The organism is Mesorhizobium sp. dw_380, from assembly GCF_018588885.1.
Classification (GTDB): domain Bacteria; phylum Pseudomonadota; class Alphaproteobacteria; order Rhizobiales; family Rhizobiaceae; genus Mesorhizobium.
In genome coordinates, this window is the sequence record NZ_JAFFIW010000020.1 from 80565 (window position 1) to 106691 (window position 26127).

Here is a 26127-nt window from a genome sequence, read left to right on the forward strand (position 1 = left end):
ACTGCGGTCGTCTCTGAGCCGGCCGCGGTCGGCGCCCGCCAGATGCAGGAGCTTGTCGAGGCCTCTGCCGATGGTCTCGGCGAGGCCGCTGTTCGGGCCATTCCGCCGGTCCGTTCGCGCAGGATGTCGTTTGCCAGGGCAAATGGGCATTCGTCGCACGAAGTCACAATACTATCGCTGTCAAACGGCTTCCAAAACTGACCCCCGATTTTTGACCCCCTTATGTAATGCGCGGCGGTCAGCGTTCGCCCGGGCGGAGCTGGTCAGGGTTGCGCAGCCCGGGCGAGCGCGGATGGCGCTTGGCAGGTGATCAGGCACGGTTCTTGAAGCGCCAGGATTCGTTTCCGGTCTCGATGATCTCGCAATGATGGGTGAGACGGTCGAGCAGCGCTGTCGTCATCTTGGCGTCGCCGAAGACGGCGGGCCATTCGCCGAACGCCAGGTTGGTGGTGACGATGATCGAGGTCCGTTCATAGAGCCTGCTGATCAGGTGGAAGAGCAATTGCCCGCCGGCCTGCGCGAAGGGCAGATAGCCGAGTTCATCGAGCACGACGAAGTCGAGCCGGGTGAGGTAGTCGGCGATACGGCCCTGCTTGCCGCTGCGGTGCTCGGTCTCGAGTCGGTTGATCGGCGACGTTGAAGAAGCGGCCACGTGAGCCGTTGCGGATCAGGGCGCGGGCAATGGCGATTGCCAGATGCGACTTGCCGGTTCCGGTGCCGCCGATGAGCACGGCGTTGCGCTGATCGGCAACGAAGGTTCCGTTGGCGAGATCACGGATGAGTGGCTCGTTGACCGGCGTGCCGTCGAAGTCGAACTCCTCGATGTCCTTGGCCAGTGGCAGCTTGGCGACGGTGCGCCTTGGCATAGGCGACGCACTTGTCCTGCAGCCAGGCATTCAGCTCCTCATAGGTCTTGAAGCGCAGCCTGGGCGTGAAGAAGCGCTTACGCACCAGCCCGACCTGGTTCGCGACCTGACCCTTCTCCCAGCCCGACGCGGGCGTGCAGGCGACCGGCTGCACCAGATAATGGCTGCACATCTGCAGGAAGCGCCGATTGTCTTGGCGGTCCTTGCCAACAAAGATCGTTTCCACCGCCGTCTTCATGTTGTCGTAGATGCCGCGGGTGCAGGCGCCGCCGAAGAAGGCAAAGGCCCTGTCATGGGCGTCGAACACCATCTCCTGCGTCTCGCGCGGATAGGCCCTGACGAACATCATGCGGCTGTGGCAGAGCCGGACATGGGCGACCTTCACGGTCACCGTCACGCCGTTGATCAGGACGATCTCATGGCTCCAGTCGAACTGGTAGGCCTCGCCCGGCGCGAAGAACAGCGGCACATAAGCGTCCGCCATCGCCAACCCCTGCGCCTTCGCCCAACTCTTCGCGTATCGGCGGACGGCTTCATAGCCTCCCTCGTAACCGAGACTGCAAAGCTCTTCGTAAATCCGGATAAGTGTCAGTTGCTCGCGCGCCGCCTTGCCACGGTTGCCATTCAAAAACCCGTCAAGCTGATCCTGCCACGGACCGATCTTCGGCTTGGGCTGCCGCTCGCGTTCGTAGGAGAACGATGTCTCATTGGATCTGAGAATCTTGCCGAGCTCGCGGCAAATCCGCTTGAGCGACCATCCCTGCACATGGAAGGCGCCGAACCCGGGCAATCGTATCCACCGACTTCATCCCCACACCATCCGCTCGCCACGACGAGCTGATGGTCGCAAATCAAAGCATCAGGGGGGTCAAAATTGGACGCCGATTCCCCGGCTTATGGGGTCAATTTTGCACGCCGATTCACAGCCTGCCGTGCTTTCAGCGATCCGACCTTACCTAAGTGATCCAGCCTTCAGTGCGTACAGCATGTGATCAACCGAACTAAGCAATATGCTCACTGGAACGTCGGCCAAAGCCCGCACCTGTTCGCCGTGACACTTTCGTAGAACGCTTCCGCTCCCGCATGGACATGGCCAATGCCCTCGCACCTTGCCCTTCAGCAAGTTCAGCAGAAATTCGCCAACTACACGGGCATCCTTGGTGCCAAGATAACGCTCGTAAAACTCAAGGACCCCGAAACTCCCATGGGTGCTTTCGCTGAATGGCCATGGTTGGCCTTCCTCAAAGAGGCTGTTCCCAATGAGATACGGCCGCACAGCTTTCTCCAGATAATTCTCGATGGAGAAATCACCTTTCAGGTTCACCCAAAGCTCGACCGGGACGCCGACGCACAGAGCTCCGGTCCCCGGAAAAACGTGACGATCAATGATCCTTTCAATCCGGCCAGCCGTTTCCCAGATATCCGGTATGGACTGGGGATAACCAGTCGGCAGCCGGACATCGATCGTGTAGCGGTCCCGGTGCGCGTCTTCGGCCAGTACGGCGAAGGTTCCAGCGACATGAACAAAACCGCCCTGCACTCGGGCATGCAGGGTGGGGTACCTGTCGCGCAGTGTCTGGCGAAGGCCGTCAAGCTTTGATGGATCGTTCTCGTGCCAGGTCATTCACCCTCGTCTGCCCACGGCGGCGCCGCACCACCAACAGCGGTCGCGGCAGCTGTGAGCGCCGCGACACGCGGAACAGCTGGTGCCCTCGGCGTCGGCAGGGCGCCGAACACATGTTCCCACCCATGATCCGCAGCTGCGATCAGCGTGTCTTCCGCCACGTCCCTCAGCGTATCGCGCAACTCCTCCGTGAGCGCGAAAGACAGATCGTTGCCGGTGGGATTCGCGGGGTCTTCAATCATCAGATCTTCGATCTCGTCCCGGAAAGCGGTCAACACGCGCTCGAACCGATCCTGCAGGGTGCCAGAGTCGTTGGCAGACAGTACCTTGATGATCAGAAGCTCCAGCGGGAACGTGCGGATCAGGATACTATTACGGGTCCGCCACAACTTGCCGAGCTGAATGACGTCGGTGCACCCACTCTCGCGGACATGTGCGATGTGCACCTCCAGGTTCGTCTTCAGACGCTCCTTGTCACCTTCGTTTTGGTGAAGGAACACGTCGGTGCCGTCATCGCTGACGTAACGGCCGGGCACGATGTCAATTTTAAGATCCTTGCCCTTTTTGGTCTTCAAGCGAAGCGCTGACCGTTTCCGCTCGACCTGATAGTCGGCCTCAAGAAGGTCGGCGACATTGTCGTAGATCTCCTCCAGCTTCTCACCGGGTGCGGTATCATCGTTGTCGAAGTAACAGACCTCGTCGAGATCGTAGTCTTCACGGATCATCGTGCCTTTGGCGCTTGATCCGCCGTGCGTGAAATTCGGGTTGCTGTTGGGGAAGGCCTCGGTCAGAAGGACTTCGACATTATCGCGTTCCGCCTCCAGGGCGACCAGTTCATCGCACCCCTCCTCCAGTTGCTGCGACTTCAGCAGGTCCTGCAGATACTCGTTGTCACTCATTGCGGTTCACCCTGATCCTTTCCGTGAAACCTCCAACCCGTTTGTCAAAGTCATGCACGATCAAGGCCGGGTGAACCTTGGGCAATAGGTCAAAGCCGAGCGCGATAGCGGCAGGCGCCGGAACGGCGGGAAACACGTGAACTTCCGATACGCCCGGATTCTCGCGCGTCACCTGCGCGAGAAGGGCGCGGTAGGACGCACGGAAACCGTCCAGATCGGCACGCGTTCGAAGAAAGCCCGGATTGGGCGCCATGCCATCAAGGGTCAAATCGTAGACCGTGACGCCAGCGTAGATCGCTCCGGGCAGTTGCTCCGCATCAATCGCACCACTCAAGGACAGCGTCACCGCCACCTTGCCTGCGTCGGTGCCGCGCCTGGTGGTACGAGTGACGTAGGAGACCGGCAGCCCATCGGCATGCCAGGTCCAACGATCATCGCGGTCACGATGACACTGAAAGAAATCTGTCTGTACAGTGTTGCTGAGCGCGGCACCCAGAACCGCCAGCAGGGGCATGGGTGCCAGGCCTATGACCGACAGGTGTTTCACATCGCCAAACACGTCCTGCGCGGCATACATGGCGCTGACATGCTGCGAAATCAGGCGCTCAGCCATTGGATAATATCCATCGCCCGTTTCATCGCCGAGCTGGCTGAGATCGATAACCTTGAAGGCACTGGACGCCGGATAGCGGGGGCGAAGCGCGTCGACAACTTCCTGCTGCCCGACCTCTACGACGCGCTCCCCGATGCGGCTCTTCAATACAAGGACGTTGGTACGCAGTTCTGGGCCTAGCTCGGTCAATGCACGAATGCGGCGCTCGTGCGCTTCCTTGCCTGCAACGAGAACGTCGCGTGGATAGCGCTCGGCATTGTCATCGATCATCTTGTGGCAAGGCTGGCAAAGCAGCATCAGGTTTTCGATGCTGTTGATGTCCGCTGGTCGCGCACCGTCCTTCCCCCGCGCAGCGCCTTCCTTAAAGGCGACGATATGGGCGTTCTCGCCGTAGTTGCCGCGATCCTTCGTTAATGGATGCTCGAACAGGAACTTGTTGCATCCCGGAAATTCACAGCGTCCGGCCGCTAACGCGACCAACGCCTTCTGGTCATTGGCAGACGCGTTCCGCGCCAGCTTGACCGGCGAGTCATCGTGCACCGGTACAGCGCGCGTGCGCCCTGAACCCGGTTCCTTCCTGCTGGTCGCGTCCGACTTCGCCAATCCATTCGCCCCTTTCCGGGTTGTTGACCAATGTCGCAAATCAGTAGTACGATCACCTACGAACTCGTAGGGGCGCCCGGTATCAAAAAGCCACCCTCAAGGTGGCCACCAGTGCCCTACGCATTCGTAGGATTAACATAACCAGGAACGTCGTGTCAAATAGCTCGGAGAAAGAACTGGAATTCGGGGATCGGCTGGTGGCCGCCCGCGAAGCAAGAGGACTGAACCAAACGGAGTTGGCAAAGGAAGCGGGATTGCAACCTGCTGCCATTGGTCACTTTGAACGCAACAGAAGGAAACCGTCCTTTGCTAATGTCAGGGCGCTTGCCAAGGCGTTGAAAGTTTCAGCCGACTATCTTCTGGGCCGGACCCAGGACATGCAGGGCGCTACCACGGCTTTCCGTGGTGAGGAAAACCTGTCTTCCGCCGACCGTGAACATATTCAGATGATGATCGACCTGATTAACCAGAAAAAGAGAAGCGATGGCTAAGTTCCGTCTCGCCATGGCGCGCCAGCATGGCGAACGCATCGCAGCCGAGAACGGCTTTGAAACCCTTCCCGTCGATCCCTTCAAGATCGCCGAGACCGAAGGCATCATGATAGTCCCGAAGCCGCCTATTGCCAAAGGCGTCAGCGGTGGCATCATCTTTGACGAAGAATACCCTTCGATTTTCTACGCGACCGACATCGACAACGACGGCTATCAGCGCTTCACGGTCGCTCATGAGCTGGGCCATTATTTTCTAGACGGCCATCCAGAAGAAATTCTCAAGTCCAGCAAGATGCATATCTCTCGCGCGGGCTTCAGCCAGGGCGACAGCTCGATCGAACTTGAAGCCGACCACTTCGCCTCGGGTCTTCTCATGCCAACGCGCTTGGCGAAGAAGGAACTCAGGAGCGGCGTGATAGGTCTTTCTGGCATCGAAGCGTTTGCCAGCAAATCGAAATGTTCTCTGACTGCCGCTGCAATCCGCGCCGCAGAGTGCAGTCCGTATCCTATGGCAATCCTCGTAAGCGAAGGACCGAATATCAGCTATTGCTTCATGTCTGACGGTTTCAAAAGCCTGGCCAAGCTCGCCTTCCTCCGTAAGGGCACACCGCTGCCGGACAGTGCGACGAGAGAATTCAACCGCGATCCCGAAAACGTCGCATACGGCCGACATCTCACGCAGGAAACGACTCTCGCTGACTGGTTCGACGGACCTGCGCATATTAAGCTCGACGAGGAAATTGTCGGGCTAGGTTCCTTCGGTCACACACTCACCGTGTTCTCAAGCGACGCGCTCGCGGAAGACCCTTATGAGGAAGAGGACGAAGAGGCGAGCCTGATAGAAAGCTACACTCCGCGTTTTGCCTATGGACGTTGACATAGAAAAAGTCCGGACCGCCCGCGATAGTCGTCACTTATCCAATTCCCATCAGCCTACTAGAAATGCTGTCGTATCGCCGGTCTCGCGTGCAGATAAGAAACGGCAGGTTCCCCAATTCTTTCCGAGAATCTGCCCGTCCGGTATCGGCCCCCTTCTCGTCGAGTAGCAGCCGGACGGCAACGCGGCGCGAAGCCGACGCCACCGCGACGAGCGGCGATTTGACAGCAGCGCATAAAGAGCCGCAATTGGCGGCTCTTTATGCTGGGCCTTCTGCGGCCGCCAGGCCGAGTTCGATGGGATCGGGGACCGTCGTCGCGAAAATATCGAGATAGTTCCGCCGTTTCGAGGGGGATGCTTGGCCGAGCTTTTCGACTTTCTGAGAAACCGTCTCCTTGAGACGTTCGGCACTAGGTTTCAGGCTTTCTTCGGCGACCTTAATCCGCGCGTCGATAGTCGCTACGTCCACTGTCACCTCTGCTTCGGTTCCAGATCCCCCACTCGACGCCTTAGTGCGTTTCTGTTGCGGCAGGCTGGCGTTGCGATTCATGGTGCGGGTTGCGGGCTCCTTTGTTGCCGGCGCTCTCGCAGTCGCAGCGCCAGTCGGCATCGCCTCAGCTGGTGATGACATTCTCTTTTCGAAATCAGCCATCCTGGTAGTCGGAGCACCGACATCTTCGGCGGGCTGGCTCGCCCGGTTGTAATCGTCGGTCAAAGCCGGAACCGGCTGAACCGGGAGGTATTCGATCGGCGGGACATCCGGAATGTGCGTCTGCGAAAAGGCTTCCGCGGACTTGAATGGCTGCGTCTCGAAAAATCGCAGCTTGTCGCCGAAGATCGGGCGCTGGCCTTCAACAAGCAGGACCATCTTGCTCTCCGGCATCTGCCGGATTTCCTGCGGCATCATCAGATCACGTTCGCGAATCTGTTCGACCTTCGTGCGCCTTGGCAGGCCGAAGATCTCGATCGTGCGGGATTCCGACTGGTAGCGGATGGTCCGCTTGCCGAGCGCACGGGATGCATAGTCGGCGGTCGCCTGATCATTCGCGCCTAGAATGAGCTGATAACCACAATTGCCGAGCAGCGAATGCCGGGAGGTTTCGCCGTAAATCTCGTCGAGATTCTTCAAGTCCTGGATGATGATGGCGAGCTTGATGTTATACCCTGCCACATAGGGCAGCTTGGTCATGATCTCGTCCATCTTCTTGAGCTGGCGAAACTCGTCGAGCAGGAAGTAGACCGGCAGCGAGTTCGGATCGTGCTCAAGGGTAAGAATGTCCATTGTCTGTTGCACGAACAGCGTCAGGAGCGGCTTGAGCAGCGTGATATCGGTGATGTTGGGCGCGAGGTAGACGGAGATCGGCCGACGCTTCATCGCGCGGAGATCCATGTCGGTGACGTTCGTTGCAGCGACGATGCGTTCGTTCTTGAAAGGGCGCATTGCCTTCTGGATATCGAGCAAGGCCGAAGCGGCGGCGCGCTCGGAAAGCGCCAGATAAGCGTTGAAGCTTTCCAATGTGAATTTGGACAGGTACGGCTCTTTTGCCTTGATGAATTTCATCAAGGACTGCAGGTCGACGCCGCTGTTGAAGAACGAGTTGACCTCCCCGAGATTGCGCCGGCCGTTATAAAACGGGCTTTCCAGCACATAGCTGATAGCGCCTGCCATGACCTGTTGAGCGGTCGCCTGCCACACCGAGTTTTCGGATTCGGTGTTTTCGGGAACGAGAATGCTCGCCGTGTTCTGGATATCGGTCGTGCGATTTCCACGTTCCTGGCGAATGAAGTCGAGAGGGTTGTAGCGATTGGTCCTCTCTGCGCCTGGCGCGAAAAGGAAGACCTGGCTGCCGTTGCGCCGGCGATAGCCGGCCGTCGCCTTGAAAATCTCTCCCTTGAGGTCGGTGACGATCATCGACCCTTGATGCATCAGAGCATTGGGGATGACATAGCCGGCGCCTTTGCCCGATCTTGTCGGCCCGATCACCAGATGGTGACGATCATCCTTGGTGCGCAGGATTTTGCGGCCGACGCGACCGAAAACATGGCCGGCTTTGCGGAACCACTTACCGCGGCGCAGAGAGGCGATGTCCTGAAAGGCCGCGTCACCGAGTGGGCTGCCTTGCGGCCGCAGGCCGATGTAAGCGACGAGGCCGCCGGCGAGGAGGGCAGGGACGAGCGCCCCGATCGCGACCATCTGCAATGTGGTGTTGCTCTTGTAGAGCCAGAATTGTTGCAATGGGGCGAATGGATTGGTGGTGATCGTCGCTCCGAGAATGCGGCCGTCACGGAAAAAAACCTGGAGGCCGAGGCCATAGCCGAGAATCCAGACTGCAAAGACGATTCCGGTGCAGAAGAGCAGGTAAAAGGCCTTATAGCCCTGGCTCATGATTCATCCCGGGCAAAGAAGATTTCCGACACGCCGCGCTTGCCGCCGTCGCGGCGAAGCTGGATGACGATCGGGATGACCATCTGAATGTAGGACATCAGATCGGCCTTGGAATAACCTGACGACATGCCAGCCTGTTGCATCATCATTGCCAGTTGCTCGTAGGCACCCATCGGCGTGTCGGCATGGACAGTGGACATGCTGCCGGGGTGGCCGGTGTTGATCGCGCGGAGGAACGCGAAGGCTTCGGCGCCGCGGATTTCGCCGACAAACAGGCGGTCGGGGCGCATGCGAAGCGATGCTTCGAGCAGGCTTTGAATCGTCACGTCAGCAGTGCCCTGATCGCCCTTTGAGGCGACGAGGTGCACCTTGTTGGCCTGGGGCGGGAAAAGTTCGCGTGTGTCTTCAAGCGTCAGAATGCGCTCATTGGCATCGATGCTTTTCAAGCACGCGTTGAGAAACGTCGTTTTGCCGGAGGAAGTGCCGCCGCTGATCAGGATCGATACCCGTTTCGTGATGGCCGTATGGATGAAGTCATAGATACGGCCGGCGCGCAGATGGGCAATCAAGTCGCGATCGATGTCGCTTAGGCCGCCGACAGCGACCGATACTCTGTCTAGCGAGCCGCTGTCGCGATACTCCTCGAGCGTGAAGTTGTTGACCACCTGCTTGCGGATCGAGATTGAGCCGCCTTCGGGAGCGGCCGGCGGCAGGACGATCTGAATGCGTTCGCCTGTCGGCAGCGCGGCGCTGAGAATGGGCTTGGAGCGGCTGATAAACTGACTTGTCGCGCCGGCGACGCGCTCACCGATGTTCTGGATTTCGGCGGCAGTCAGCTCATGAATCTCGTGGTACTCCATATGATCGGAGCCGAGACGTTCGACATAGACGTGGCCCGGCTTGTTGATCGAAATTTCGACGACGCGCGGGTCTTCTAGGAATGGTTTCAGCGGAGCCAGCGCGCGATCAAGAAAGTGATAAGGGTTCGGGACTCTACCTATGGCGACGTTCACGTTGAATTTCCTTCATCGCTTCGATGACGGGATCGTCGTACATGGCGCTGAAATCGAGATCCTGTCGGACATAAACAAAGATGCGCTCGCCTTGGGCGACGCTGATCGTCGGGGGGATGCGGAGATTTTCGCTTAAAGCCTGGTTGGCCATGTCGCTGAAGGTTTGAGCGATCGTGTCGCGCGCCAGCTCCTCGCCGCGTTTGGCATCGTCGTTGTTTTTGCCGGACGCTTGGTCGCTTCCGAAGCCGATCAGGTAGCTGGCGCCGGCGCCGACGATGGAAAGGACGATGGCCGACCCGAAACGTTCGCGCCATTTGTTGTCGACATGACCGGTGAGACCGGAACGGCCAAGACTGTCGCTTCCGATCGAGTTCAGCCGGACACTCACGCCATCATCACGGATAAGCCGCGTCCAGATGACGAAGATACGTTTTTGTCCCCTGGTCACATCGGACTGATACTCACCGATCAGTCGCGTTCCCGTCGGGATGAGGATACGCCGGCCATCGAACGAATAAACATCCTGAGACGTGATCGCCCGAATCTGCCCCGGTAAGTCGCTGTTGATCGCCGTTTCGAGGATGCCGGGAATGAGAGTGCCTTCCGGGATCAAGGCATCAATGCGCTTGAGTTGGGTGGCTTTCGCACCACGGTCGGCCAGGCTCGATGCAGCAGCAAGGTACTTGCTGTTGCGGTCTTCGCCAGCGACTGTAGGGCCGCTGCCATTGGCGCCGCCGAGCCCGCCCGCGCCGTCCTCAGCCTTGGCCTGGTCAAGCGAGATCAGCCCTGATTTGTAGCGTTGCGGAAATTCTTCCGGTGGCGGTTCGTCCGCCGGGGGTGGCGCGACGGCCGGCTCAGCAACCGGGGGAGGCGGCGGTGGTACGTTGAATCCCGTCGTATCGACCTTTGGTTCAACCGGTTCGGGCGGTGGCGGAATATTGATGATCGCCGGGTCGGGTTGCGGCTTCGGCTTATCCTGCTCACGCACGAATGACGGGGGACGGAACGTCGTGGTCCGAAACTCCTCGTCGCCTTGGGTGATGTCATGAGAGGTTTCCTTGGCGGGCGAGAGGACGAAATAGGCGGCGACGACGCCACCGATTAGCAGCGCAGCACCGCCGAGCAGCTGATTGCGTTTGGCATTCTTGTTGGCGATGGCCGTATCGTCGCCGGCAAGCATTGCCTCTAGTTCTGGAGATTGCTTCATCAGTTGCCGCTCCTCCAGCGCTTCTTAGCCTGGCGATCGGGAGCCGGGCCGAGGATGTCGGGATCTGGGGTTCCGAAGTCGGGCTTTCGAAGGTTGAAAATGCACGTCCACTGATCGCCGTCGCGCAGCGTGTATTGAGTGGCGACGCCATCGACGACGAGATAGTCGCCCTCCTTGCGGAAATTGCGCAGCGTCTCGGAAAAATCCGATTGAACGGCAAAGATCGCCGGCACGCGGCCGTTGAATTTGAAGAAGGTCTTCTTGCCATCATCGAAGACCATCGACGGTTTCAGGGTCGCGTCGCCCGAGAACGAGTAGTCAATGTTGACGTTGGCCTTGTCGATGTTCGAGACGTTGGGGTTTGCCGCCCTATATTCCGCCTCCTTGCGCAGGGCGGCGTTCAGATCCTTCTCCGGATAGACGAAGCGCACGCCGAAGACCTTGTGGCCTGCCTCTGGCGCATAGTCGTGCAGTTCGATGAAATAAATTCGTTTCGTCGTCACCACGTTCATATTGGTGGTGACGTTCTTGGCGACCGGTTTGACGAACAGGATGTTGCCCTTCTCGGAAGGCGCAACCTGCCAGCTTTCCGTGTCGCCGAGCGAGATCGTTTCGAATTTCTCGTCTTCGTCGAAAATGATCATGGTCGAAATGCCATAGGTAGCATTGACCGTGACCACGTTATTCGGCTGATACACGACACTGGTAACGCGCCCGTCGAGGTTGCCCGGACGAGGCGTTTGCGCACCATGGGCGTGAGTCAGGATGGCGACGGAGAGCGCCGCCGAAAACAGCAGGCGTTTCATCATCCCTCGTCCCCCGGCGTGACCGTTTCCTGGTCGCGGCGGTAGTTGTAGACCTGGAATCCGAGGGGGTTTTCAAACCGCCATTCATTCGTTTCCGGCGTCTCCGTATACCGGTAGCGGACAACCGAAATGTAGTGCCGGACGATCGACTCCGTGTCGGACTTTTCAGTTGTCGAGAACCTGACCAGCGCCGTGCTGGCATTCGAGAACGTCACGGACTTGACGTCGACCAGCACGCGCTTGTTTTTGCCGTAGACTTTGGTCGGATTGTTCGGATTGGCCGCGCTGTACTGCTCCGCCAACTCGCGTGCCGCATCCCCGGTTGACAGAAGAGCGGCAACGCCGAAAGTTTCTTCGATGGCGAACGGGTCATAGCCCTCGCGATGGCGGATATAGCGCACCACATTGGCCTGCGTGATGGCTTGCGTCTCTGTCAGGGTCAATGGCTTGGTCAGGCCCGTCTTGACTTCGATATAGCCGGTGTTCTTGTCGACCTCGACGATATACGGCTCGAAGCTTTTCAGCGGGACCAAGAGAACAAGCGCTGCGAGCGCCAGCAGCGTGATCGCGCCGAAAAGCAGCGCCACGAACCACGCAAGCGACCGGGAGCGCTTCGCCTTCTTGACGATCTCGTTTTCCCATCGATCGCCGTCCTGAAAATAGCTCCTCAGCGCACCTTCATTATCCGCCATATTGATCCAGCCCTTACTTTACCTGCCAGCGAGCAGCCTCAGCGAGGCATGCTGTTGTTGGAGATTCTGTTCTGCATGGCAGCGCGCTCATTGGCCGTGCGAATGTTGGCGACCATGCCGGATTGGATACGATCGCGTGCACGCATACCGGCATTGCCGACCACGCCTGCCGTGCCGCGCGCAACGTCGAGCGCCTTTGTTGGAGCCGTCATGCCGGAGTATTGCGCAACGGCTCTCGCGACGTTGCCGATGCCCGCCGAGACGCCGCCGACGATGCTTTGCGCCAACACCTGGATATGGAAAAGAACGAACGCCCCTGCGCAACACAGGAGCAGGAACGCCGACACGTCGCTGAGCTGCAGCCGGCGTTGGTTCGCTGCATTCGTCACCTTGGTTAGTTCGGGGTCCATGGCGGCGATGAGGAAGGCGGCAACCACATAGATGAACAGCGGGATCAGCGCGTAGAGAAGAACCTGTCGGAACCACGACACGCCGAGGCTTCGCGTCTGCTCGAATAGCATGCAGGCTATGAAGATCGGGGCCGTTCCGATGAGCACCCACATCATCACCTTCGCCAGCAACAGGATCGCCAGCGCGACGGCGATAAACACCGCCACGCAAAGCATGATGAGAAAGCCGATCATCGACGGCAGAATGGCGAAGTAGCCCGACTGTTCCGCAAACGCCGCCGCTGCTTCATTGGCGGTCTTCCAGATCATCGACAGGCCGTTTGTCGGTTCGGTGATGCCGGTTCCCGTGGCAGTCAGGATCGCCCGCCCGACATCCTCTGGCGTGTCGTTCAGCCAACTGTAAAACAGCGTCTCGAAATTGTTCCATTCTCTGACGATCAGCAAAATGAGCACCATCCGGGCGACACGGCCGATGACTTCGGCAACGCTGACCCTGGACGTTCCCATGAAAAGCTGCAGTCCGTAATAGGCGACATAGGCCAGGAACAGGACATTGAGCAGCGGCGTGATTTCGCTGCTGACAATTCCGTATGCCCTTTCCGAGAAGGTTCGGCCTGTGTCCTCAATTCGGTCGAGGAGGTCGCCTAAGAAATCTTCCATTGCCGCCGATCGTCCTTACTGAGTTGCCATCGCCTTTATCGAGGCCATGGCTGTGGCCGGGTCGCCATTGACGTACGACATCGGGCCGCATTGCTGGCGAGGATCGGCAGCGTAGGACGTCAGATTTGCGGGTCGCTTGCAGGGGGCCGTTTTCTCTTTGACCGTGCCGCAGCCGGCAACGGCGGCCGCGATCACGATCACGAACAAGGCCCTGACTATGTGAGCAGGCTTAGTTGCCACCGTAGGTCAATGCCTTCTTCGAGTTGGAAATGTCGGTGAGCCGGCGCTGGTTGTCGGCCTGAAGAGAACCGACAGCACCGTTCATCACACCGATGAGCTCGTTGATGGTGAGGCCGGCCTGAACCTGCAACTGGGTGTTCTGATCGATCGACCCCTTGATGTCCTGAGCCTGGCCGATGCTCTGTCCGGCTTGCTCCAAGGCGCTCCGGCGCGTCGTCACGGCCTTCTGCGATCCGGTCACAAGGGCCGAGACGCCAAGGACCGTGTTCATCAGCTCTTCATAGGACTTGTCGCTGGAAAAGCCGCTGTTTGACTTGCCGGAAAGGCTTTTCACAAGCTGCAGGCCATTGATGAAGGTGGTCGCGATCTTGCTGATGTCGCCGCCCATGCCGCCGAAATTTGGCACACCGCCTGACATGATGCTGTCGAACGACGGCATGGAGGACACGCTGAACCCGTTGCCGACAGCCAGATTCTGCATCTGGTTGGCATCACCGCCGCGATCGCCGGTGACGGCCTTCAACGTGTCTTCGACAGTCGACAGGATGTCCTTGTTCGTGTTCAGGATCTTGTCGGTAGTCATGGCCGTTTCCTTGGCCACCTTGAGATTGGCGCCGTCAATGACCGGCACGCCTGATGCCCATGCCGCGGAAGCAAAGAGAACCGAGCACGCAGTGAGAATAGAGCGCTTCATAGAAGGTCTCCTTATTGAAGCTTGAGTTGCAGGTTGAGGGTGGATTCACGCTCGCGCTTCTGGACACAGGCCTTGTCCGCCGGGCTCCATTCGAGCCCTTCGCGCGGGTCGCACAGACCAGTGGATTCGCGCGGCATTTCGCCTTTGTTTTTGTATCCGGACGACTGCGATGAGCCGGACGTCTCGGTCAGCTGCATCGTGTTTCTTGAATTGAACAGGTCTGCCATTGTCGTGCCGAGCAGGATGACCTGGTTCATCATTTCAAGATTGGCGTTTCGCGCACCGGAATTGTGGTCCCAACTGTCCTGAATGGTTCCAGTGGTCAGGCCGCCGAGCTGCTGCAGCCATGACGCGACGTTGGCGCCGCTCTCCTGCGTGGCTTGCGACGTCGCCATGGCGTTGATAGTCGAATCCCGCATGCCAGTGTACGATGTGCTGCCGCCGCCATAGTTGATCGGAATGCCCGCCCCGTTCGCCCCACCGAGTGCTGGCAGCCACTGTTGCGTGATCTTTTTGACGTAACCCTGTGTTTCCTTGAACGGCGGGATGCCACCGTATTTCTGGACGTTGCCGTGACCAGAATTGTAGGCGGCAAGTGCCAGATTCACGTTGCCGCCGAACCGCTTGAGCTGCTGTTTCAGATAGCGGGCGCCGCCACGCAAATTGGACTCGATATTGTAGCGATTGACGCCGAGATCGCTTGCGGTCCCCGGCATCAGCTGTGTGAGGCCGTATGCGCCGGCGCCGGATTGGGCGCATGGATTGAAACGGCTTTCCTGGTAGACGAGAGCCATAAACAGGTTCTCGTCGACGCCTTCTTCCCTCGCGACCCTTTTGACCAGGCCGACGATTTCGGGGTTGGCTTGTGCGGCCGCGGCCGGATCGTCCTTGCGACCTTCCCTGTAGACGGAGCAGGTCACGCCTTTGTTGATCGAAAACCGGTCCTTATCGGTCTTTTCGATTTCGCCGGTCTTGTCCTTCCGATCCGTCTTTGTACCGAGGTTCGCTCCGTCGATGACGGGAACACCGGACGCCGTCGCCGGAACGGGGGTGGCGAGTGTTGTCACCAGCAAGCCAAGGGCAAGACGATTTCTCATTGAGCCTTCTCCCATCCGCAAAATTCAGCCAGCCACTTTTCCGGCTCGTCGCCGTATTGTTCCCGAAGTGCTGCGCACTCCTCGATCGTCTTCTTTCGGCCCGACAGGACCTTGACCACGTCGGGCATCGACGACAGATCGAGCCGGGCAATGACCGAGTCATTCCCGTGCTTGACGAGAAAAGTGCGCTTCTCAGGCGGGGTGTTTTTGATGAAGTTGAATTCTTTGACCGTCAGGCCAAAGCGGGTGATGTAGCTTTCCTCGTCCGCGCGCGGATTAGGGAAGTGGATGTTCGTTGCCGATTGCTCGATCAGCGTGTGTGATGCGCGGGCCTTGGCGATGTCGGCCGCCGACTGCGTTCCGAAACCGACAATGCCGTTGAGCTTGCGGATGGTCTTCATCTTGTCGACGATGAACGCCGAAAAGGTCTCATCCTGGAGCAGCTGCCAGCCTTCATCCATGAAGAACATCACGGGATCGCCGTTCAGCAGCTCATCCAGCCGATGGTAGAGGTACATCAGCGCTGGTGTGCGCAACTCCTCATTTGCGAGGATGTTGGTCATGTCGAAGCCAAAGACACGATGTCCTGAGAACGACAAAACGTCGTGCTGAGCGTTGAACAGCCATGCCTTTTCGCCGTCGATCCAGGGCCGCAGCCGTGCATGAAGGTCGTTGGCGTCTGCGCGAGAGCGACCGACGAGTAGGGTCGACAGGTTCACCAAGTTACGCTCAGCCGCAGGCTCTTGCATGAGCCGAGCCAAGGCCTTTTCGAGCGTATCTTCGTCTTCCTGGCTAAAGTCGCGGCGATCGTTGGCGCGAAGCATTGCCTTTAGCAGCCGCAGGAGAAATTCCCGGTCCGGTGCGGTGTTCTCGAGCTGGAGAGGGTTGAAGCCGGTGGGTGTTTCCGGGGACAATACCTCGTAGGTGCCGCCAACCGCCCGAATGAAGATCTCCGCACCGCGGTCTTTGTCAAAGAAAACTGCCTTGGGTGCGGGATTGACACGCATGGCCTGGGCAAGCAAGAACGTCAGGCCGACCGTTTTGCCCGAGCCGGTTGGACCGGTGACGAGGAAATGGCCAATGTCGCGTTGGTGAAAGTTGAACCAGTACGGCGTTTGCGAGGTCGTTTCGAGAATCGTGATCGGCAGGCCCCAATGCGCGCCGTCGGACTGCCCCGTCGCGAAATTGTGCATCGACGACAAACCGGCGAAATTGCCGCTCGACAGCAACGCCTTGCGGGCGATGTAACTGTGATTTCCCGGCAATTGCGCCCAAAAGGCTGCTTCGAGGTTCATATCCTCGCGCAGCCAGTTGATGTTCATGTCGGTGAGGCATGCCCCAAGCTCGGAGACCGCCTTGCTCACGCCCTCCAGATCGCGCGACAGGCACAACAGTGTCAGATGGTGGAAGCCGAAAACGGCTTCCTGGTTCATCAGACTGTTAACTGCGAAATCGATGTCGTGTTCGACCGAGCTACCCGCTTCATCCGAGGCCTGGATTTGACGCTGCAGGCGCGTAATTCGCTCTTGAGCAATGGGCTTGTCCGCGATCGTGAACGATTGCGTCAGAATGAACTCGTGATTGACTTGCAAAAGGCCGTCGAGCATTCCCGGCCCCGTGAAGGGGGGATATTCCTTTACCGACAGAAGCGCGCCGAAACGGCTGTCCTCGTCGACAGCGGCTTGTGCCTGCATGGTCCGCTTGCTGAAATGTAGGCGAGACGTGCCGACATAGTTGCTGATGCCCATGCGCGGGAGCCGCATCTTACGTGGCACGCCGCAGGTCAGGATTATGTTGAAGAACTCGCAGGGTTCGGAATATGGCTCGCCGTCGCGGCGAACGATGCCGAGCGCCCGCGCGCCGTATTTCTCGAGCTCGCGCGTGATGTTGGTGACCAGCTCCTCCAGTTCCGTCACATCCTCGCGTGACTGCTGAGAGCGGCCGTCGCGGCTGGCGTTGTTGAGTATCCGCTTAAGGGTGTCACCGATACCGAGCGCACCCCTCATGCCCGACCTTACGATGGTGAGGTAGATCTCGTTCGTGAACATGCGCTTGTGGCGCAACTGTTCCATGTAACGCTTGTTGAGCAGGTCGCAGAACGGATCATCAAAAGCGCCTCCGATCTCGGCTTCAACCGCGCGGCGGATGACCGTCGACCACAGCGAAAATCGGCTGGAACCGAGCGCACGGATCATTGTGTTCTGCACGACGGAGCGCATGTTCAGCGTGGCCTGGTCCTCAGTCTGGAAGAACAGGCCATCGAGCTTGATGACGCTGATCAAGGCGCCATTTTCCAAGCCGATCACCGTATCGGAGACATGACGCAAATAGGGAATATGAGTCGACATGGGCCGCTCGTTTTGAGCGGCCTTCCCAAACCCAAGCTCGTCTGTGACGACTTTCAGCATCGGCTATGGTCCGTATGAATTGGTGCCCCAAAAGCTCTTGTTGCGCGTGCGGGGCGTCTTGCGCGACGCAACCTGGATTACGTCGAGGATCTTGCTGTCCCAGGTGCACAGCGTGAAAAGGACGAGGTAGGCGACTGGTGCGGTCAGCAGTGCCCACAGGGAGTTGGAGCCCAACCACCCGATGATCGTACAACCGACGACGATAACGACGGCCATGTACGGCACGCCCCAGAGCGTCGGTGAACGGGTCAAGCCAATCACCAACGGCGTGAGAGCAGGCTTTTCGTCCTCGAACTCAGCCATCGCTATTTGCCGACAGCCGCAATCATTTCATCGACGATGGTCGGTGCGCCGAAGACCAGGCCGATGCCGACAATGACCGCGCCTGCCGTGAACCACGACAGCCGACCGGCGAAGGCGAGGAAACCGAGGCCGATCACTGCGATGATCGCTAACAGCCGGCCGAAAGGACCGGTGATGAAATCCACGATCATTTGAACGGCCGTCTGCAGTGGCGCGAAGGCGCCGCCGCCACCACCACTTTGCGCCAAGGCTAGATCGACGCCGGCCATGTGCACGGCCACAGCCAATCCCAGAACGGCCGCCAGCTTCCATGCGCCGACCCTCGGTCCCTCAATTGTATTGCACTTCATGCGTTCTCTCCTTCAAAAGTGCATCACTCCACCGACAAACTTGCCGGTCTTCTTCACTGCGATGACACCGACGTCGCCGTCCTCACCACCGCCTGCGATTGTTGTGGTCCCGGATTTGGGCTTTCCCTTCGCCGCCGGCATGGGCAAACCGAGCTGGTAATTGACCACCTTGGCGACGTAGCCGACTGTTTCCCGGAACGGCGGGATGCCGCCGTACGCGTAGATGCGTTGCTCGCCGCTATTGTAGGCAGCGGCGACAAGCAGAGGATTTTGGAACTCGTCGAGCAGGACCCGCAGGTACTTCATGCCGCCTTCTATGTTCTGCTGCGGATCGCAGATGTCCTCGACCTCGAACCGTTCGGCGATGGCAGGCATGAGCTGCATGGGGCCGCGTGCGCCCTTGTCCGAATTGCGAGTTTGGTCGAAGCCGCTTTCCGCCCAAACAATCGCCGTGGCGAAAACCTCGTCGACCTTGTGACGCCGCGCCGTATCGACAACTAATTTCTTGATTTCCGAGGGGCTTAGCGGTGACGGACCGCATGCCTGCACGTTTGCCGTGCTTTCTTGAGTCGCATTCGCCACACCATTGTGGGTAATCTGTCCTGTCGGCAGCTTACCCACAATGGTATTTTCGGCAGTATCGTCCTCCGTCGTGTAAGCCTGCTTCAGTGTGCCAATATGGGTAGATGCCTGCCGGTCCTTCTTGGCTGTCTCCTCTGGTGCGACGACGCCGTCTGCGTTGAGCACGTAATGACCGCCGCTTTTGCCCCATCTAGAATCGAAAATTTCACTGATTGCAGTGCCATTGACGCTTTCAGCTTGCGCGGAATTATTCACAAGATTGGCTGATTTCTGCGCTTCCTGGGCCATTGCGGCGCCAGCGACGAGCACATTCAGCAGGGTCGAACAAATCAGAGCTCCATTGCCTCCAATGCTGCTCGTTCTGGCCCTTTTCGTCATCGCGACCCGCCCCATTTGCGGTGTTGAGATTATGGCGAAAACCGATTAAGTTCGCCATTGCATTGAACCGATTTGGTGTAGCGATACAAGTTTTTGCGCCACACTTAAACCCCAAAAATGGGTTCGGTTTGAACCAAAATGGTAAAGGACTGGAAATGAAACGGACCATCCTTGCTGCATTCGCAGGTTGCGCTATCGCAACGCCGGCCTGGTCGGTGGACAACGTCAACAAGGACTACATCAAGTCGCTGGCGGCACCGGGCAAGACGGTGCTGGTCGTCGAATACTATGACGGCAGCGGCAAAGCCGTGGACCGAAAGGGCTACGCGTCAGCATCCGGATATGTGGCGGTATCGCCCACGGATTTCCGGGTCGATGGCAAGACCAATCTTCACCTTTACGGTCTCCAGCCGTGTCAGGGTGAAATGGTCAACCGGAAGGAAGGCTTTGCCGGCACTTGCGCCGACTTCGCGCAACAGCAGCTGCAAATCATGCTGAAAAGCCCGAAAGTCATCTTCTGCCGGGCCTTTGTCAGCGAGCAGTCGTCACCGACGCAGAATGCCACCTGCTACGGCTACTACAATTATCCCGGCAGCCTCGATTCCGTTGATATGTTCGAGGAACAGCTTTTGTCCCTTGGCGCGTTGCGCCTGACAAAAAAGCCCGATGGCTCCTATGACCGGCCGGACCTCGCGCAGGCCGAAGATGTCGGCAAAGAAGGGTCCTACGGCATGTGGGCCGATCCGCGAGTGAAGGCCCAATGAGGTGTTCACTCGCCCTTACGCTCACCGTGGCCAGTGTTGCAACGGCGCTTAGTGCGCCTGACGGCTATTTTGACCTGGAGCCGGGCATAACACTGGAAACCGGCGACACCTGGGTTGCAGAGGGGCAACGCTATCGCCTGTTTGGGGTTCAATCCTGCCTTCGCGGCACCAACTACACCGACTTGAAGGGGCAAAAGCGCGATTGTGGCGATGCGTCCCTGGCAATGTTTGCTGCCTATATCAAGGACACCAAGCCGGTTTGCGCGCCGGTCGCCAAGACCGCGGACCTAACCTACGTCATCTGCTATGCCACCGTTGGCAAGGATCGCCTCGACCTCGCCACCATGATGATTTCGAGCGGCTACGCCTTCGCTTCGCTCGATGATCAGGGCATGCCACTTCATCCGCCGTACTCCGTGGCCGAGCTGGACGCCCGCGAACGCAAGGCCGGTCTCTGGCAGTTCCCCGATGTTGTGCACCCGGCAGTCCTGTTGGCCAAGACAGCCAACGAGCGCGCCAAGAAGGAGGCGAAGCAATGAAAGCCCAACTCCTCTTGTCGGCAGCAATGCTTGCCCTCACCGCTGAGGCCGTCGAAGCGGCGGATGTCATCAGGAATGAGCCTGTCCGCAAGGTCTACCGGCCAGCCGTAGAACCATCCGCCGCCCAGGTGACCCGGGTGCATCCTGTTCTAAGGGGGCGGGTCGCGGTCATGGATGGGCGGACGCTCTGGTACCCCCAGTATGCACAGAGCGTCCAATTGGCCGACATCGACGCTTGCGAGCTGCCGCAATGGGCACTCGATCCCAAGTGGGAACACCGTGAGCGCGTGAAGGCTCCTCCACCCGTTCCGTGCGGACCATTTGCCAAGGCATGGCTTAAACGGACTGTCGGCAACAAGTCGGTGACCTGCAACGTCGTCTCCTACAGAGTCGACGGTACGGCGATCGCGCGTTGCACCAATGGCGCTCGAGATCTTGCCCTGGAAATGCTTCGTGTTGGCTGGGCGCGAGTTGCCTCGCCCTATCTCGTCAATGGCCAATATGCCGCCTATCAGCGTTACGCCATGGCCGCGCGCTACGGCATGTGGGCAACCTACGTGCTCGACATGAATGAATGGCGCCGCAAGGCGGTCGACAAGACGCCAGATCGCCGGCCGATCGCTGATTTCAATCTGCTGGCCGAACGCGAGAGTGAAATATCCCCGCCTTTTGCCGATGCCCGCAAGCGACCGTTGAGGACAGACCGATAGCTGCCGGACTTCGTCTACGTGGCAGACGCTTCGATGCGAACCGCTCCACCCAGCGACACACCGTCTGTCGTCTGAGCGACGCCCGCAATCATCATCGAGAGGACCGCCTGACATGAAACACCTGATTTATGCCGCCGGAATCGCCGGCGCCGCGCTCCTTCCCGCCACAGCGGCCAAGCCACAAGACGCATCCTGGGGCTGCCAAGTCCTGCTCTGCGCAGCCTCGCAGAACCCGTCCTGGCATGGCGTGGAATACTGCATCCCGCCGATGATCAAACTTATTGCTGCCATGTCGAAGCCTGGCTTCTCGTGGCCCGTCTGCAACGAAGCAAATGCTGGTGCACCGGGTCATGAGGACTATGCCGATTGCCCCGACGGGGCCAAGATCGGCTACAGCCAATATGGCCGGGACGGAAATCGCAGCGCACCGGATCGTTGCGTCAAGACCGTCAACACCTGTCAAACGCACCCCGGTCTAAAAGGTCCCGCCCATCAAGCCGGCGTGATCTTGAACCGCCGTGCCCGTGACGGAGAAGACTCTTGTATTAAGGAAATTTCCTCGCAGCGGCCGAGGCGCGCTGATCCCTGGTACTTCGACATTCCGAATGATCATGGCGTCAAGCAACGCCACTGGTTCAATCTGAATCTCTAGTGGGTCAGAGCGATGAACAATGCCGTCCTACTCGCCATAACAGCCGGCGTCGGCCTTGCGGTCGGCGCCGGCGGAACCTGGCTGGTAATTCTACACCCGACTGTCGAGGCAAGGACCATTACCAAGGCCGAGCTCACGGCGGCGATAACCGCTGATCCCTCACTGTGTCCTCTACCAGTCGTGGAAAAACCGTCAGAGGGTGAGGCCCTGGCCGCCTATCAGAACGCGCAATCCACCTCACCCTTGGTCTGGGATCGCAACGACATGCCGAAGATCTTTTTTGCCCTTGGCCAGTGCGACAAAAACCACAACGGCCCCGGCGTTTCCTGCATGACCACGGTCAAGATGTCGCCCGAGGCACAGCCCCTCAATCGTGTTGTTGGCTTCGCAAAGGCGGCCAACGGCGAATGGGTCGCCACAATCTTCTAGGCCGATACGGAAAGGTGTTCGTTATGGAAGATCAATTTCTCGACTACGTGACGGTCTTTGCAACAGCGGTGGTTTGCTTCGTCATCTCACTGTGCTTCGGCTGGAACTGCCTGGCTGCGTTGCTTTTTGGAATCGTCACCGGCGCGGTACAGGCCGGACTTATCCGCCTGGTGCATGGAAGGCCTGACCTACTGTGACAGGCCATCACGGAAACGTCTGCGCTACAAAAGAGCCCGCGCGGGCGAGGCCCCGCCGGTTAGTGCCATTGCCATTTCAAATTCCGACGTAACATTCAACCCAGTGCCTAACACCATCGGAGCCTCCCTCGGCAAGTGCGTAGACACATGCCGATGGCGATGACCGGCCTGATACCAAACCTCGAAAGGCCTGAAGCGCCCAAGTGCTCACGGCGTCGCTGGTGGTGAGTTGTCCGGTGAGACGCGGCAACCGCAGCGGTCAGACAACGCCGCTGTAAGCAACCATCTTGCCGTCTGGCGCGAGATCGATAAACGCCCGCTTTCCTCGTCTGCCGACTGCCATGAATACCAATCGGTTGCCATGGCCTTCCAGAAAACGCAGCGCCTGACCTGATGCGTCATAGTGTGTGACGTCGTCACCGCCAGTCTCCCTGAAGCCGATAGATGCCAGGAATTGCTCGTTGGCCTTTGCCGTCGAAATTGTTTTAACGCGGCTTGGCCGTTGAATTACACCCCATAGGAAACCTATCAGGCTGAAAACCGCCGTCGAGCATGACGCCAGAAAAATCGCGGCCCCAAATCCGGCATCGGGATCATTATCGTTTCTCGTAATCAAGCTAAGGCACATCACTGCCAGCACGAAACCGATGCCTGTCAGCACTATGCTGCCGATGATAGTCTTGAAAACGGTTCCCGCCACACCTCGGTCATGGCCCTTGACAAGTTCTCGCGCCCCAAGGGTAGGCAACGTTATCGCCCCTATCAGAGCGAGAATGGCAAACAATTGCATTTGGTTTTTTTTGGTCGATTTCCAGAGATCTCGACCAATGGATAGGCCATAGCCAGCAACGGCGGCCCCACCAATTCCTGCGGCGATAAGTGCGAGAGATGATTTCCGTTTTGCCATTATGCCCCTCGCTTCAGCGAAAAAGTGCGCGCAAATTGAAAAGGAAGGTCGAGGTCGTCCAGATCGCGCCAAGAAACCAGGTGATTGCGTAAATCACGGACGCGCCGATCAGATAGGCCAGCCTTCCAAGGTCGATTGCGCCCCTTCCCAGAATCCTGATTATCGACGAGGTGCGGTCTCTCGCCTTTTCTGCCAGCTTTCCGAATTTCGCGAGCTCCTTTGGAGAGTCGGCTTTCTCCAGTGAACGGAAGGCAGCCTCCGTTCCTCCGTTCAAAACGACGGTTGATGTCCCGGCCGTGAATGCAGCGAGATCGTCGGCCGCGTCGGGCCTCACAACACCCTTAAAGCGCCGTTTAGCTGCTGCGACGTCGATGGGCAGAAGATCGCCCACGGAGGCCCTCAGCCCGGCAAAATCCAGTTCTTTCACGTCCTTGTACGAGATGCTGGACAGCACGCGTTTAACTGCTGTGAAGCTCGGAGCTTTGAGTAGCGGGTCGGCGGAATTCGAAAGCGCCCTTTTCAGCATGGGAACGTCGATCATGTTTTGTGAAATACGAACCAGAGAAGCCCTGATACCCGCAGATAATTTTCTGGTCTTGTTTGCTGTTTTTAGGACTGATAGCGGCACATCAATCTCAGCCTGTGCGGCAACACTTGTCACGATACCGAAAACCGAGAGTCCGAGCGTAACTCCATCATAGTCCTGTCCGGAAAGAACCTCCGATCCCTCATTGTAGGCATCTCTGATATCTCCGTAGGAGACAGCATCCGCAACCATAGAGCCGGCAAGGCTTCCTGGGCTGTGAACGCTGCCCGACATGAAACCGTCGACGAGATCCACGCTGTAACGCCACGACATGTCGATCGCATTCTCTCGCGTTTTAGCGATCAACTCAGGATCGAAATTGTGTCCGTTCTCTTGCCCGATTTCGACGATTTTGGCAGCGTCCGCATAATTTCGTTCGGTGACCGCCTCCTCGATCTTCTTGACATATTCCTGTGTCGTGAGGTGCCTGAGCCGGAATTCAGCAATCGAGAACGGGTCGTAGTACGCAAATCCCAGCTTGACCGCGCCGAACATCGGCGACGAGAAGAAGGCAACGGCCGTCATCACTAGCGCGGTCGCCGCAATTGCCTTGCGAACTCTCAAAATCAAGATGAATGTTGCCCCTGCCCCGACCGGAATATGCACGAATCAGGCTTGATTTCCATCCGCCAAATTGCGCGATCTTGATTTCACAAGACTTGCCAGAGGCCAGGAATTCGGCTCCTGTTAAGATCTGCTTCCGCTCCCTTTGGCAGCCGTGCCGAACCTGATTTCCAAAAAAGCGCTTCAGTTCAGCATTGCCGAATGCTCAAGAGCGTTGAATTTGGTGCAAATTCTTTGACTATGATCGCCAACTATTTCGAATCGGGCACATAGGTTGAGGGCGGACGCATGGCACTGAGAAAGCGCAGCTACAGAAGTGGCAAACTACTGGCCACCGCGTTTCATAATGTGAGGGTAGAGCACCAAAACGGGAGAAAGGCAGGGCAGAGGGATCGGTCGCGAAAGGAGAGTGTCAGAGTCCGGCTTAAGGGAGAAGGTATTCACGAGTCATGGACCGATGAAGCAGTGAAAATAATGGACGAAAACGGATTTGGTGTGAACCAGATCGGTTCCAGAGTTATACCAATCTTAAGCCGAAGGATGCGTGAGCATCACACGGAACTCCAAGACGCCTCTGCGGAGGTGGCCAAAAAAGCAGCCGAGAAGGAGGCTAGCGCAGCAAGGAAGGCCGCAGTTCCCGTTGCGGCGCGCCATGCATTGGATATAGTCCACGACGAAATGAGCAGAGAATTGGCTGAGCTAAAGAACCGGGTAGATGTTCTATTGGCTGAAAGGTCCAATAGCTGCGAACAAAAGCCTGATTTGCCAAAGATAGAAGGAGGGTATTTCTTTGTCCATCAACTAGGAACCGCTCGCATCATCCTTCGGTTGGCGTTAGAGGCGGTCTGCATTGAAGCGATCTGTTTCGTAGTAGTAGCCATGTGGAGCGCCGGTGCAGAAATGGGGCTTAACTCTGGTTGGATCGCGATAGTCTCGCTTCTTGTCGCTGCTGCTTACGCCAAGCTGCGCGTAAAACACCTCCAAATGCCTAAGTTGCGAATGAGTCGCGCGGCGGTTCGCTCACGGTTTCGATCGCTCCTAGACGCCGAAACATTTAAGGCCTGCAGATCGGCAACGACAGAAGCATGCAGACGTGTACATCAATACGCAGAATGGGAGCTTCCAAAGGCAATTCGGTCCAAGAGAGATGATGTAAACGCGGTCGTTGAGCTACTTGGGCAGGGAAGTCTCAGATAAGGAGCCAGCTAGAACGCCCACCTGACTCGGATCATGAAGCAGATGACAAGCGCGCCATCCGCAACTAAGCGGTGAGCTTTCCGGCATTCGGCAGCAGGCGCGTCCTAACCCGGATTGATGACGGCGCGGAAGCTGGATGGGGCCGCCAGGGTGCCGGTCAGCTACTCCGGCTAGATGTGGACAAAACACCCTTTCTTCGGGCCTTGGTCACGCTTGCCAATTCGCTACTTCCATAGACGCCGTCGCCAGGCGTCCGATGTCGCGGAGGTAGTTGCGTTGCGTCTCCCGGGAGAAACGCCGCATGTTCATATCGTCGATCAGCCGCTGACGAAGTGGACTGATAGGTGCATCGAGAACAGGATAGGGCATGGTCAGGCTCCTTG

Annotated in this window: 28 protein-coding genes and 2 pseudogenes; 10 read left to right on the forward strand and 20 right to left on the reverse strand. The window is 58.3% G+C overall.

Annotation, left to right across the window (positions count from 1 at the left end):
* Positions 1-310 precede the first annotated feature (310 nt).
* A pseudogene (gene istB, locus JT360_RS19825) lies at positions 311-896 on the reverse strand (IS21-like element helper ATPase IstB).
* Positions 853-1675 (reverse strand): annotated as a pseudogene (istA, locus tag JT360_RS19830) (IS21 family transposase); the annotation flags it as partial. The pseudogenes istA and istB, both read right to left, overlap by 44 nt.
* 287 nt (positions 1676-1962) lie before the next feature.
* On the opposite strand from istA, the gene JT360_RS19835 reads away from it, so the two are divergent.
* Entirely contained in the window at positions 1963-2466 is a 504-nt protein-coding gene (locus JT360_RS19835) for a hypothetical protein (RefSeq protein WP_214473420.1), read from the forward strand.
* Between the two features lie 20 nt (positions 2467-2486).
* On the opposite strand, the gene JT360_RS19840 is transcribed toward JT360_RS19835, so the two are convergent.
* The gene (locus JT360_RS19840) at positions 2487-3389 is read right to left on the reverse strand and encodes a nucleotidyltransferase domain-containing protein (protein WP_214473421.1); all 903 of its coding nucleotides are present in this window, start codon (positions 3387-3389) and stop codon (positions 2487-2489) included.
* Complete coding sequence (locus tag JT360_RS19845; protein ID WP_214473422.1) at positions 3382-4605, reverse strand: HNH endonuclease; 1224 nt, start codon at positions 4603-4605, stop codon at positions 3382-3384. The genes JT360_RS19840 and JT360_RS19845 overlap by 8 nt, the downstream gene beginning before the upstream one ends.
* A 152-nt stretch (positions 4606-4757) precedes the next feature.
* Between JT360_RS19845 and JT360_RS19850 the strand changes: the two genes are divergently transcribed.
* Both JT360_RS19850 and JT360_RS19855 read left to right on the forward strand, forming a co-directional pair.
* Positions 4758-5096 (forward strand): helix-turn-helix domain-containing protein, encoded by a 339-nt coding sequence (locus JT360_RS19850; RefSeq protein WP_214473423.1) that lies wholly within the window; start codon positions 4758-4760, stop codon positions 5094-5096.
* Positions 5089-5973, forward strand: coding sequence for an ImmA/IrrE family metallo-endopeptidase (locus JT360_RS19855; protein WP_214473424.1), 885 nt, complete (start codon positions 5089-5091; stop codon positions 5971-5973). The genes JT360_RS19850 and JT360_RS19855 overlap by 8 nt, the downstream gene beginning before the upstream one ends.
* 259 nt (positions 5974-6232) lie before the next feature.
* Here JT360_RS19855 and JT360_RS19860 read toward each other — a convergent pair whose 3' ends face one another.
* From JT360_RS19860 to JT360_RS19920, 13 genes are read right to left on the reverse strand one after another with little or no spacing between them, the layout of a single operon-like run.
* Positions 6233-8359, reverse strand: coding sequence for a type IV secretory system conjugative DNA transfer family protein (locus JT360_RS19860; protein ID WP_214473425.1), 2127 nt, complete (start codon positions 8357-8359; stop codon positions 6233-6235).
* A complete protein-coding gene (gene virB11 / locus JT360_RS19865) occupies positions 8356-9372 on the reverse strand; it encodes a P-type DNA transfer ATPase VirB11 (RefSeq protein ID WP_214473426.1) in 1017 nt (338 codons plus the stop codon). The genes JT360_RS19860 and virB11 overlap by 4 nt, the downstream gene beginning before the upstream one ends.
* Positions 9353-10579 (reverse strand): type IV secretion system protein VirB10, encoded by a 1227-nt coding sequence (virB10, locus tag JT360_RS19870; RefSeq protein WP_214473427.1) that lies wholly within the window; start codon positions 10577-10579, stop codon positions 9353-9355. Before virB10 ends, virB11 begins: the two co-directional genes overlap by 20 nt.
* The gene (gene virB9 / locus JT360_RS19875) at positions 10579-11388 is read right to left on the reverse strand and encodes a P-type conjugative transfer protein VirB9 (RefSeq protein WP_214473428.1); all 810 of its coding nucleotides are present in this window, start codon (positions 11386-11388) and stop codon (positions 10579-10581) included. Before virB9 ends, virB10 begins: the two co-directional genes overlap by 1 nt.
* A complete protein-coding gene (locus tag JT360_RS19880; protein ID WP_214473429.1) occupies positions 11385-12077 on the reverse strand; it encodes a VirB8 family type IV secretion system protein in 693 nt (230 codons plus the stop codon). Before JT360_RS19880 ends, virB9 begins: the two co-directional genes overlap by 4 nt.
* Positions 12078-12115: 38 nt before the next feature.
* On the reverse strand, positions 12116-13147 hold the full coding sequence (locus JT360_RS19885; protein ID WP_214473430.1) for a TrbL/VirB6 family protein: 1032 nt from the start codon (positions 13145-13147) through the stop codon (positions 12116-12118).
* 15 nt (positions 13148-13162) lie between these two features.
* Positions 13163-13354, reverse strand: a complete 192-nt coding sequence (locus JT360_RS19890) for a hypothetical protein (RefSeq protein WP_250888923.1) — start codon at positions 13352-13354, stop codon at positions 13163-13165.
* Between the two features lie 22 nt (positions 13355-13376).
* Positions 13377-14081 carry a type IV secretion system protein gene (locus JT360_RS19895; protein WP_127242229.1) on the reverse strand — a complete coding sequence of 235 codons (705 nt, stop codon included), beginning with the start codon at positions 14079-14081 and terminating at the stop codon, positions 13377-13379.
* Between the two features lie 11 nt (positions 14082-14092).
* Positions 14093-15193 (reverse strand): lytic transglycosylase domain-containing protein, encoded by a 1101-nt coding sequence (locus JT360_RS19900; RefSeq protein WP_502845478.1) that lies wholly within the window; start codon positions 15191-15193, stop codon positions 14093-14095.
* A complete protein-coding gene (locus tag JT360_RS19905; RefSeq protein WP_214473431.1) occupies positions 15175-17586 on the reverse strand; it encodes a VirB4 family type IV secretion/conjugal transfer ATPase in 2412 nt (803 codons plus the stop codon). Before JT360_RS19905 ends, JT360_RS19900 begins: the two co-directional genes overlap by 19 nt.
* A 3-nt stretch (positions 17587-17589) precedes the next feature.
* A complete protein-coding gene (locus JT360_RS19910; RefSeq protein ID WP_214473432.1) occupies positions 17590-17889 on the reverse strand; it encodes a VirB3 family type IV secretion system protein in 300 nt (99 codons plus the stop codon).
* Positions 17890-17891: 2 nt separating this feature from the next.
* Positions 17892-18239: a TrbC/VirB2 family type IV secretion system protein gene (locus tag JT360_RS19915; protein ID WP_214473433.1), complete on the reverse strand. Its 348-nt coding sequence runs from the start codon at positions 18237-18239 to the stop codon at positions 17892-17894.
* Between the two features lie 12 nt (positions 18240-18251).
* Positions 18252-19199, reverse strand: coding sequence for a lytic transglycosylase domain-containing protein (locus tag JT360_RS19920; RefSeq protein ID WP_214473434.1), 948 nt, complete (start codon positions 19197-19199; stop codon positions 18252-18254).
* Positions 19200-19354: 155 nt separating this feature from the next.
* Here JT360_RS19920 and JT360_RS19925 point away from each other — a divergent pair, with 155 nt between their 5' ends.
* From JT360_RS19925 to JT360_RS19950, 6 genes are all read left to right on the forward strand, one after another.
* The gene (locus JT360_RS19925; RefSeq protein WP_214473466.1) at positions 19355-19963 is read left to right on the forward strand and encodes a hypothetical protein; all 609 of its coding nucleotides are present in this window, start codon (positions 19355-19357) and stop codon (positions 19961-19963) included.
* On the forward strand, positions 19960-20502 hold the full coding sequence (locus JT360_RS19930; RefSeq protein WP_182574569.1) for a thermonuclease family protein: 543 nt from the start codon (positions 19960-19962) through the stop codon (positions 20500-20502). Before JT360_RS19925 ends, JT360_RS19930 begins: the two co-directional genes overlap by 4 nt.
* A complete protein-coding gene (locus JT360_RS19935) occupies positions 20499-21212 on the forward strand; it encodes a thermonuclease family protein (protein ID WP_214473435.1) in 714 nt (237 codons plus the stop codon). The genes JT360_RS19930 and JT360_RS19935 overlap by 4 nt, the downstream gene beginning before the upstream one ends.
* A 112-nt stretch (positions 21213-21324) precedes the next feature.
* Complete coding sequence (locus JT360_RS19940) at positions 21325-21864, forward strand: hypothetical protein (protein WP_214473436.1); 540 nt, start codon at positions 21325-21327, stop codon at positions 21862-21864.
* A 12-nt stretch (positions 21865-21876) separates the two neighbouring features.
* Positions 21877-22293: a hypothetical protein gene (locus JT360_RS19945; RefSeq protein WP_214473437.1), complete on the forward strand. Its 417-nt coding sequence runs from the start codon at positions 21877-21879 to the stop codon at positions 22291-22293.
* Positions 22294-22316: 23 nt separating this feature from the next.
* Complete coding sequence (locus JT360_RS19950) at positions 22317-22490, forward strand: hypothetical protein (RefSeq protein ID WP_214473438.1); 174 nt, start codon at positions 22317-22319, stop codon at positions 22488-22490.
* 259 nt (positions 22491-22749) lie between these two features.
* Here JT360_RS19950 and JT360_RS19955 read toward each other — a convergent pair whose 3' ends face one another.
* Together JT360_RS19955 and JT360_RS19960 are read right to left on the reverse strand one after the other, a co-directional pair.
* On the reverse strand, positions 22750-23397 hold the full coding sequence (locus tag JT360_RS19955; protein ID WP_214473439.1) for a hypothetical protein: 648 nt from the start codon (positions 23395-23397) through the stop codon (positions 22750-22752).
* A 13-nt stretch (positions 23398-23410) separates the two neighbouring features.
* Positions 23411-24589 carry a transcriptional regulator gene (locus JT360_RS19960; protein ID WP_214473440.1) on the reverse strand — a complete coding sequence of 393 codons (1179 nt, stop codon included), beginning with the start codon at positions 24587-24589 and terminating at the stop codon, positions 23411-23413.
* A gap of 246 nt (positions 24590-24835) precedes the next feature.
* Between JT360_RS19960 and JT360_RS19965 the strand changes: the two genes are divergently transcribed.
* On the forward strand, positions 24836-25744 hold the full coding sequence (locus JT360_RS19965; protein ID WP_214473441.1) for a hypothetical protein: 909 nt from the start codon (positions 24836-24838) through the stop codon (positions 25742-25744).
* A 207-nt stretch (positions 25745-25951) separates the two neighbouring features.
* On the opposite strand, the gene JT360_RS19970 is transcribed toward JT360_RS19965, so the two are convergent.
* The gene (locus tag JT360_RS19970; RefSeq protein ID WP_250888924.1) at positions 25952-26113 is read right to left on the reverse strand and encodes a hypothetical protein; all 162 of its coding nucleotides are present in this window, start codon (positions 26111-26113) and stop codon (positions 25952-25954) included.
* Positions 26114-26127 lie beyond the last annotated feature (14 nt).